This window comes from Rhodovulum strictum (genome assembly GCF_009649175.1).
GTDB classification, from domain to species: domain Bacteria; phylum Pseudomonadota; class Alphaproteobacteria; order Rhodobacterales; family Rhodobacteraceae; genus Rhodovulum; species Rhodovulum strictum.
On sequence record NZ_WJPO01000028.1, the window covers coordinates 43257 to 52383 of the forward strand.

Consider the following 9127-nt stretch of genomic DNA (forward strand, 5'->3'; position numbering starts at 1 on the left):
ATGGGCGGGGCCGCGCGGTTCATCACCTTCGAGGGTATCGACGGCTCGGGCAAGTCCACCCAGGCGCGGCGGCTGGCAGACGATCTGCGCGCGCAGGGCCGCGAGGTGGTGCTGACGCGCGAACCCGGCGGCAGCCCCGGCGCCGAGGACATCCGGCGGCTGGTGCTCGAAGGCGACCCCGACCGCTGGTCGGCCGAGACCGAGATCTTGTTGTTCACCGCCGCGCGGCGCGACCATCTGGAAAAGACGATTCAACCGGCGCTGGCGGCGGGCAAGGTGGTGATCTGCGACCGCTACGCCGATTCCACCCGTGTCTATCAGGGCATCACCCGGGGCGATCTGCGCGTGGTCGTGGACAGGCTGCACGCGCTGATGATCGGACGCGAACCGGATCTGACCTTCGTGCTGGACATGGATCCGGGCATCGGGCTGGCGCGCGCGCGGGGGCGCAACGGCACCGAGGAACGGTTCGAGGATTTCGGCGAGGCGATGCAGGTGCGGATGCGGGCGGGGTTTCTGGATCTGGCACAGGAATTCGCCACGCGCTGCCGGGTGATCGACGCAACCCGCGAGGCCGATGCCATCGCCGCCGAGATTGCCGCGCTGACCCAGGCGGCGCTGGCATGAGCGACGAGGCGATCCCCGAACCCGACCGCGTCGAGGGCGCCCCCCATCCGCGCGAAACCGCCCGGGTGATCGGGCAAGGCGCGGCCGAGGCGGCCTTCCTTGACGCCTTCACGGGCGGGCGGATGCATCATGGCTGGCTGCTGACCGGGCCGCGCGGGGTGGGCAAGGCGACGCTGGCCTGGGCGATTGCGCGGTTTCTGCTGGGCAAGCCCGCGGATGCGGGCGGCGGGCTGTTCGCCGACGCCCCCCCTGCCCCCGACCGGCTGGACATCGCCCCCGATCATCCGGTCGCGCGGCGGATTTCGGCGCTGTCCGAACCGGGGCTGATGCTGATCCGGCGCGGCTGGGATGACGACAAGAAGCGGCTGAAGACCGTCATCACCGTGGACGAGGTGCGCCGCTTGCGCGGCTTCTTCGGGATGTCGGCGGCCGAGGGCGGGCGGCGCGTGGTGATCGTGGACGCGGCCGACGAGATGAACCCGAACGCCGCGAACGCGCTGTTGAAGCTGCTCGAGGAACCGCCCGCCAACGCGACGCTTCTGCTGGTCAGCCACCAGCCCGCGCGGCTATTGCCGACGATCCGCTCGCGCTGCCGCGAATTGCGGCTTGCCCCCCTCTCCCCCGCCGCGATGGCCGAGGCTCTGGCCGCAGCGGGACAGGAGGTGCCGGGCGATCCCGCGGCCCTGGCGGAACTCTCGGGCGGATCGGTGGGCGAGGCGATCCGGCTGGCCCGGCTTGACGGGCTTGCGCTTTATGCAGAGCTTGTCGCGCTGTTCGCCGACCATCCGCGGCTGGACCGCCCCCGCGCGATCCGGCTGGCCGAATCTGCCGCAGGCCGGGCCGCCGAGGCGCGGTTCGACCTGACGCTGCGGCTGATCGACCTGATGCTGGCCCGGCTGGCACGCACCGGCGCGACCGGCAGACCGCCGCCCGAGGCCGCAAGGGGCGAGGCGGCGATGCTGGCACGCCTTGCCCCCGGCCCCGCCGCCGCCCGCGCCTGGTCCGAGGCGGCGCAGATCCTGACCGCGCGCGCGCGCCAGGGCCGGGCCGTCAACCTTGACCCCGCCTCGCTCATCCTCGATACGGTTCTCAGAATGGACGAGACCGCCGGCCGGCTGGCCGCCTGAGGCGAGATGACCCAAACCACCCCCCAGATCACCGACAGCCATTGCCACCTGGATTTCCCCGATTTCGGCCACGAGCTTGATCTTGTCGTGGGCCGGGCGGTTGCTGCCGGGGTGACGCGGATGGTCACGATCTGCACGCGCCTCAGGAACGAGCCGCAGGTGCGCGGCATCGCCGAAGCCTATGCCCCCGTCTTCTATGTCGCGGGCACCCATCCGATGAGCGCGGCCGAGGAACCGCTGGCCACGCTGGACGAACTGATCGCGCTGGCGCGGCATCCGAAGCTGGTGGGCATCGGCGAGACGGGGCTTGACTATCACTACACCGCCGACAGCGCGGCGGTGCAGCAGGACAGCCTGCGCATCCATATCGCCGCGGCGCAGGAAACCGGGCTGCCGCTGATCGTTCATGCGCGCGACGCCGATGCGGACATGGCCCGCATCCTGACCGAAACCTGTCGCGAACGCGCCTATGGCTGCGTGATGCATTGCTTCAGTTCCAGCGCTGATCTGGCCCGCACGGCGCTCGATCTGGGGTTCTACCTGTCGATGTCGGGGATTGCGGCCTTCCCGAAATCGCAGGAGCTGCGCGAGATCTTTGCCGCCGCCCCGCTGGACCGGATCCTTCTGGAAACCGACGCCCCCTATCTGGCCCCCCCGCCCCATCGCGGGCGACGCAACGAACCGGCCTATACCGTCCATACCGCCCGGGTCGGCGCAGAGCTTTTCGGCCTGGACTACGCCGCCTTTGCCGCGCAGACGCAGGCGAATTTCGACCGGCTGTTCTGGAAGGCCGCCCGTTGGCAGGAGGCCGCGTGAGCGGCGCGCTCAGGTTCACCATTCTGGGTTGCGGCTCGTCGGGCGGCGTGCCGCGGCTGGGCGGGCAATGGGGCGCCTGCGACCCCGACAACCCGCGCAACCGGCGGCTGCGCTGTTCGATGCTGGTCGAGCGCGAAACCCCCGAGGGCGTGACGCGGGTGCTGATCGACACCTCGCCCGACCTGCGCATCCAGCTTCTGCGCGCGGGGATCGGCGAACTGGATGCGGTGGTCTATACCCATTCCCATGCCGATCATGTCCATGGCATCGACGATCTGCGCCAGATCGTGTTCAACACCCGCAAGCGGCTGGCGGTCTGGGCCGATGGCGCGACGCAGGACGCGCTTTATGCCCGTTTCGGCTATGCCTTCACCCAACCCGAGGGCTCGCCCTATCCGCCGATCCTGACCATGCACACGATCGACGGGCCGGTGCATGTGGACGGCGCGGGCGGGCGGGTGACGCTGATGCCGTTCCGGGTCAATCACGGTGCCATCGACGCGCTGGGCTTTCGCATCGAGGGGCTGGCCTATCTGCCCGATGTGGCCGAGATCTATGCCGAAAGCCTGCCGATGCTTCAGGGGCTCGATATCCTCGTGATCGACGCGCTGCGACGGACGCCGCATCCCACGCATTTCCATCTGGAGCGCACGCTTGACTGGATCGCACGCCTGGCGCCCGCGCGCGCGGTGCTGACCAACATGCATATCGACCTCGATTACGAGACGGTGGCGGCCGAGACGCCCGCCCATGTCACCCCCGCCCATGACGGGATGGTGCTGAGCCTGCCGGTCTGATGCAGGCGCTGCTCGATGTCATCCTGCCGGTCTTTCTGGTTCTGGGCTTCGGCTATGTCGCGGTTTGGCGCGGGCTGTTCTCCGAGGCGGGCGTCGACGGGCTGATGAAGTTCACCCAGAACTTCGCCATTCCCTGCCTGCTGTTTCGCGCCGTCTCGACGCTGGATCTGGGGCAGGAATTCGACTGGCGGCTGTTGTCGAGCTTCTATGCCGGGGCGACCATCGGGTTCTTTCTGGGATTGTTCGGCGCGCGGCTCCTGTTCCGCCGAAGCTGGGAAGACAGCGTCGCCATCGGCTTTGTCGGGCTCTTTTCCAATTCGCTGCTGCTGGGCCTGCCGATCACCGAACGGGCCTATGGCGCGGATGCGCTGGCGCCGAACTATGCGATCATCGCGATGCATTCGCCCTTTTGCTACGGGCTGGGGCTGACCGCGATGGAGATCGTGCGCAATCGCGGCGCGGGCGTCCTGGGCACCGCGGGCGCGATCCTCAAGGCGATGTTCCGCAACGCGCTGGTGATCGGGATCGCGCTGGGGCTGGTGGTGAACCTGACCGGACTGGCGCTGCCCGGCGTGCTGACGGATGCGCTGGATCTGATGATCCGCGCCGCCCTTCCGGCGGCGCTGTTCGGGCTGGGCGGCGTTCTTTACCGCTACCGGCCCGAGGGCGATCTGCGCGTGATCGCCTATGCCTGCGCGATCTCGCTGGTGATCCACCCCGCCGTGGTCTGGATGCTGGGCACGCAGCTGCAACTTGAGACCGGGCAGTTCCGTTCGGCCGTGGTGACCGCCGCGATGGCGCCCGGCGTCAACGCCTATATCTTTGCCAACATGTATGGCGCGGCGCGGCGGGTCGCGGCGTCCTCGGTGCTGATGGGAACGGCCGCCTCTATCCTGACCGCGTGGCTGTGGCTGGCGGTGCTGCCCTGACCGGCGTCAGGACCGCGCCGGCCAGTCGCGCACCAGCGCCAGCGAGCGTTCCAGCCCCGCGCGATGGGCGTCTTCCTCGGCGCGGCGGGCCAGATGCTCGTCGATCAGCATGCGCAGATAGCTGGCCGTGTCCTCGCCCAGGGCATCGGTCTTGCGCGGATCGGCACCGTAGTCGAGCAAAAGCCGCACCCGGCCCGTATCATGTCCAGCAATCTGAAGCGGCAGACGACCGGGGGTAAACCACGGCTCGGAACGGTCATCGAAGGGAATGTTGGGATCGGCCCCCGCCTGCAACAGCGCCTCAAGCTCGTCGTCAGAGCCTTCGAGAATGGCGCGATGCAGCGGCGTCCAGCCCCAGCTTTCGGTCCGCGCCTCGATATCGCCGCCCGCCTCGACCAGCATCTGCGCAAGCCGGGCCGAGGTCGATGGCGCCTCCCCGCCCCAGGGATAGGCCGCTATGGCATGCAGCGGGCGATAGCCGCCCTCCATACCCGCGTTCGGATCGGCCCCTTCGGACAGCAGGAACGCGACCATCGCGGGGGAGCGCCCCTCGACCGACAGCGCATGATAAAGCGCGGTTTCCTGCAACGGCCCCTGCCGGGCGTCGATATCGGTTCCGGCAAGGCAGGCGCGCACCCGCTCGATATCGCCCGCCTCGATCGCCGCGAACAGCGCGCGGGTGGGTTCATCCAGCGGCGCTGCATCGTCTTCGGGGAGGCGCAGCGTCGCCATGATCGCCTTGCCGCGCCGGTAAAGCGCCTCGGACAGGCGGTGGGCTTGCAGGGTGTCGCCCATCCCCTCGGCCGCGGCCAGCGCCGCGCTGAGCCGCGCGCTTTCGTCGATGAAACCCGGGCTGCGGACCAGTTCCCCGCGCAGCGCGGAAATCGTGCGCCGCGCCGCGCCCGCCTCGCGTGCCAGATCGGGCGTCAGCGCGGTAATTGCCGCCTCGGCCCGTATGACAAGCGTCTCGAACTCGTCGAATGCGCCCCTGCGGGCCGCATCCTCAAGCGCCGACAGAAACCCGGCCAGATCGTTACTCATACCATCCACCACATATAAACGAACACACGCCCCACGTGCATTCGCTCTAGTTGTGGATTCTGGCCGATTTGCTATCGAACTGAGACGAATTTTAGGCGTTTTGTTCGGTCAGACCGGCGTCAGCATGCCCTTTTCGCGCGCCAGATCGGTCATCCGCTTCTGCAATTTCTCGAAGGCCCGCACCTCGATCTGGCGGATGCGCTCGCGGCTGACATCATAGACGGCGGACAGATCCTCCAGCGTCACCGGCTGGTCCTGCAACCGCCGTTGCAGCAGGATGTCCTTTTCGCGCTCGTTCAGAACGTCCATCGCCTGCACCAGAAGCGCCCGGCGGCTTTCCAGCTCGTCGCGCTCGGCATAGGCCTGGGCCTGGTCGGCATCCTCGTCCTCAAGCCAGTCCTGCCACTCGGTCGAGGTATCGCCATCGCTGCCCACCATCGCGTTCAGCGAGGCATCGCCGCCCGACAGGCGGCGGTTCATGGCAATGACCTCTTCCTCGGTCACGTTCAGGTCATGGGCGATTCGCGCCACATTCTCGGGGCGCAGGTCGCCCTCCTCCAGGGCACCGATTCGCGCCTTGGCCTTGCGCAGGTTGAAGAACAGCTTCTTCTGCGCGCTTGTCGTGCCCAGTTTCACAAGGCTCCAGGACCGAAGGATGTATTCCTGGATAGCGGCGCGGATCCACCACATCGCATAGGTCGCAAGGCGAAAGCCCTTTTCGGGATCGAACCGCTTGACCGCCTGCATCAGGCCCACATTCGCCTCGGAGATCACCTCGGCCTGCGGCAGCCCGTAGCCGCGATAGCCCATGGCGATCTTGGCCGCAAGCCGCAGGTGGCTGGTCACCATGCGATGCGCCGCCTCGGCATCCTGATGGTCGACCCAGCGCTTGGCCAGCATGTATTCCTCTTCGGGTTCCAGCAGCGGAAACTTGCGGATCTCCTGAAGATAGCGGTTCAGCCCCTGCTCCGGAGACGGGGCGGGAAGGTTGGCATATGTGCTCATGATTATCCCTGTTGCTCCCTCGTGCTTATCTTTTCGATCTAGGAAATGAACCGTTCGGTTCAAGTTACGCCGATTCACTTCCCGACTTGCCTTGCACGCAGAATGGACCGGATTCCGGCGAAAACGGGTAAAGATCCGGTAAAGATGTCAGCGGATCACGCAGGTTTGCGCGGATGTTTCAGCCTCGCAGCGTCGCAAGCAGCCGGACCATGTCATCGGGCAGCGGCGACGAGAAGCGCAGCGTCTCGCCGGTGGCCGGATGCACGAAGCCCAGCGTCGCGGCATGCAGCGCCTGGCGCGGAAATGCCGCCGCCGCCTCGACGGCCGCCGCCCCCACCGCCCGCTCGGACAGGCGCCGCCGCCCGCCATAGACCGGATCGCCGATCAGACCATGCCCGGCATGGGCCAGATGCACCCGGATTTGATGGGTGCGGCCGGTTTCCAGCCAGCATTCCACCAGTGCGGCGGCCGGCGGCTGGCCGAAAGCCTCGACCACCCGAACCCGCGTGACCGCATGCCGCCCGCCCGAGGCCAGCACCGCCTGACGCTGGCGGTCGGTGGGATGGCGGCCGATCCTGGTGGCGATCCGCAGCACCCCGCCCGGCTCGAAGGACAGCCCGGCAAGGCCATGCAGCCGCGGATCGCCCGCATCGGGCAGCCCGAAGACGATGGCGCAATATTGCCGCTCGACGCTGTGGGCCGCGAATTGCGCGGCCAGCGCGGCATGCGCCCGGTCGGTCTTGGCCACGACCAGCAGGCCGCTTGTCTCCTTGTCGATCCGGTGCACGATGCCCGGCCGCTTTTCGCCGCCGATCCCCGACAGGCTGTCGCCGCAATGGGCCAGAAGCGCGTTGACCAGCGTGCCCGAGGGCGCACCGGGCGCGGGATGAACCACCATGCCCGCGGGCTTGTCGATCACCACCAACTCGTCATCCTCATGGACGATGCTGAGCGGGATCGCCTGCGGCGCGGTCGCCACCTCGGCCGGTTCGGCAAAGGCGATCTCGATCTCGTCGCCCTCGGCCACCCGCGCGCGCGGCTCGGTCAGCGGCTCGCCGCGCCGCGCAACGCCCCCCGCGGCGATCAGCTTGGCCAGACGCGAGCGGGTCAGCCCCTCGGCCTCTGGCGTATCGCGGACCAGCGCCTTATCAAGGCGGTCGGGCGGGTTCGGTCCGATGATGACCGTCAGCCGCCGCGGCGTGGAAATGGGCGTGGACATGAACGATTCCCCAAGGCCGGAGGCCCTGCCCCCGAACCTGAAACTCCTGCGCGTGCTGGTCACCCTGCTTCTGGTGACGATGATCGCAGGCTTTCTAGTCATCGTCGCGTTGTTTGTCATCCGCATGCCGGGGGGCGGCTCGCTGCCGCTGCCCGAAGCGCTCAGCATGCCCGAGGGCGCGACCGCCACGGCCTTTACCCGCGGGCGCGACTGGGTGGCGGTGGTCACCGCGGATGACCGCATCCTGATCTTCGACGCCGGAACCGGCGCGCTGCGCCAGACCGTCCGGATCGAGCGATAGCGGGCTGCGTTGCATTCCGCCCGCTTTCGGGCATAACCGGCGCGCCAGCCGCAACAGCACCCGGAGCCTGCCCATGATCCTCTACCCCGCCATCGACCTGAAGGACGGCCAATGCGTGCGGCTGTTGCGCGGCGAGATGGACAAGGCCACCGTCTTCGGCAACGACCCGGCCGCGCAGGCGCTGGCCTTCCAGCAGGCGGGCTGCGAATGGCTGCATCTGGTCGACCTGAACGGCGCCTTTGCCGGACGCCCGGTCAACGCCGCCGCGGTCGAGGCGATCCTGGCGGCGATCAGCGTGCCTGCCCAGCTTGGCGGCGGCATCCGCGACATGGCCACGATCGAAAGCTGGCTGTCGCGCGGCGTCAGGCGGGTGATCCTCGGCACCGTCGCGGTCGAAAACCCCGCGCTGGTGCACGAGGCGGCGCGCGCCTTTCCGGGCCGCGTGGCGGTCGGCATCGACGCGCGCCAGGGCCGCGTTGCCACCCGCGGCTGGGCCGAGGAAACCGATATGATGGCAACCGATCTGGCCCGCGCCTTCGAGGATGCCGGGGTTGCGGCGATCATCTACACCGATATCGACCGCGACGGCGCGATGGAGGGCCCGAACATCGCCGCCACCGAAGCACTGGCCCGCGCCGTGTCGATCCCGGTAATCGCCTCGGGCGGGGTGTCGTCGCTGGCCGATCTGGTCGCGCTGCGGGGGACCGGCGTGATTGCCGGGGCAATCTCGGGGCGCGCACTTTATGACGGGGCGCTCGACCTTGCCGAAGCGCTGGCGACGCTCAGGGACTGAACCGCATAGGGGGCGCTGCCCCCGACCTTCGGCCTTGCCGCCGGAAATCTACGGGCCTGGGTCGGTTCTCGAAGTCCGGCCAGGCTGACATCCGCAGGCTTCCGATCACCGGCGCCATGCCCGGGATCAACCGCTCAAGGCCAGAACGGCCAAGCGCGGGGTGTGGTCTATCGCCACCACATGAAATCCGCCCGCTTTGAGTTCACGGATGCCGCCGAGACAATCGTCCCGACCGGAGGCCCGTCACAGGAAACCCGGAGGTTGTGCGCGGGCGTTGTTCAGACCGGGGAAGCGGCCAGCGGAAGCAATAGACGCCATGCCGAGAGGGCGAGCGGCAGGCGGACAGTTTCATGGGCCTTGTGCTCCACTTGGTGTCGCACTTGCCTGTCCAGGCCCTAGGCTCCAGACTCATTGATCGTCAAAGCCAGAACAGGACGGTTGCGGCGAGGGCGATGGCGGAAAGGAAGGTCTT

General features: G+C 68.3%; 10 protein-coding genes. 7 read left to right on the plus strand and 3 right to left on the minus strand.

Annotated elements, in window-relative coordinates:
- Genes tmk through GH815_RS15260 form a run of 5 tightly spaced genes read left to right on the plus strand, consistent with a single transcriptional unit; the run spans position 1 to position 4296 of the window.
- The gene (tmk, locus tag GH815_RS15240) at positions 1–627 is read left to right on the plus strand and encodes a dTMP kinase (protein ID WP_153749619.1); all 627 of its coding nucleotides are present in this window, start codon (positions 1–3) and stop codon (positions 625–627) included.
- On the plus strand, positions 624–1754 hold the full coding sequence (locus tag GH815_RS15245) for a DNA polymerase III subunit delta' (RefSeq protein WP_153749620.1): 1131 nt from the start codon (positions 624–626) through the stop codon (positions 1752–1754). The genes tmk and GH815_RS15245 overlap by 4 nt, the downstream gene beginning before the upstream one ends.
- Before the next feature lie 6 nt (positions 1755–1760).
- The gene (locus GH815_RS15250; protein ID WP_153749621.1) at positions 1761–2570 is read left to right on the plus strand and encodes a TatD family hydrolase; all 810 of its coding nucleotides are present in this window, start codon (positions 1761–1763) and stop codon (positions 2568–2570) included.
- Complete coding sequence (locus GH815_RS15255; protein WP_343030907.1) at positions 2567–3367, plus strand: MBL fold metallo-hydrolase; 801 nt, start codon at positions 2567–2569, stop codon at positions 3365–3367. The genes GH815_RS15250 and GH815_RS15255 overlap by 4 nt, the downstream gene beginning before the upstream one ends.
- Entirely contained in the window at positions 3367–4296 is a 930-nt protein-coding gene (locus GH815_RS15260; RefSeq protein WP_153749623.1) for an AEC family transporter, read from the plus strand. The genes GH815_RS15255 and GH815_RS15260 overlap by 1 nt, the downstream gene beginning before the upstream one ends.
- A 6-nt stretch (positions 4297–4302) precedes the next feature.
- Here the strand turns inward: GH815_RS15260 and GH815_RS15265 are convergent, their stop codons facing one another.
- The 3 genes from GH815_RS15265 to GH815_RS15275 all read right to left on the minus strand — a co-directional run bounded on the left by GH815_RS15265 (position 4303) and on the right by GH815_RS15275 (position 7561).
- Entirely contained in the window at positions 4303–5337 is a 1035-nt protein-coding gene (locus GH815_RS15265) for an ankyrin repeat domain-containing protein (RefSeq protein WP_153749624.1), read from the minus strand.
- Positions 5338–5445: 108 nt separating this feature from the next.
- The gene (rpoH, locus tag GH815_RS15270; protein ID WP_153749625.1) at positions 5446–6342 is read right to left on the minus strand and encodes an RNA polymerase sigma factor RpoH; all 897 of its coding nucleotides are present in this window, start codon (positions 6340–6342) and stop codon (positions 5446–5448) included.
- Between the two features lie 178 nt (positions 6343–6520).
- The gene (locus tag GH815_RS15275; RefSeq protein ID WP_153749626.1) at positions 6521–7561 is read right to left on the minus strand and encodes an RluA family pseudouridine synthase; all 1041 of its coding nucleotides are present in this window, start codon (positions 7559–7561) and stop codon (positions 6521–6523) included.
- On the opposite strand from GH815_RS15275, the gene GH815_RS15280 reads away from it, so the two are divergent.
- Both GH815_RS15280 and hisA read left to right on the plus strand, forming a co-directional pair.
- Entirely contained in the window at positions 7560–7862 is a 303-nt protein-coding gene (locus tag GH815_RS15280) for a DUF6476 family protein (protein WP_153749627.1), read from the plus strand. The genes GH815_RS15275 and GH815_RS15280 overlap by 2 nt on opposite strands.
- 73 nt (positions 7863–7935) lie before the next feature.
- A complete protein-coding gene (hisA, locus tag GH815_RS15285) occupies positions 7936–8655 on the plus strand; it encodes a 1-(5-phosphoribosyl)-5-[(5-phosphoribosylamino)methylideneamino]imidazole-4-carboxamide isomerase (protein ID WP_153749628.1) in 720 nt (239 codons plus the stop codon).
- The last annotated feature ends 472 nt before the right edge of the window (positions 8656–9127 follow it).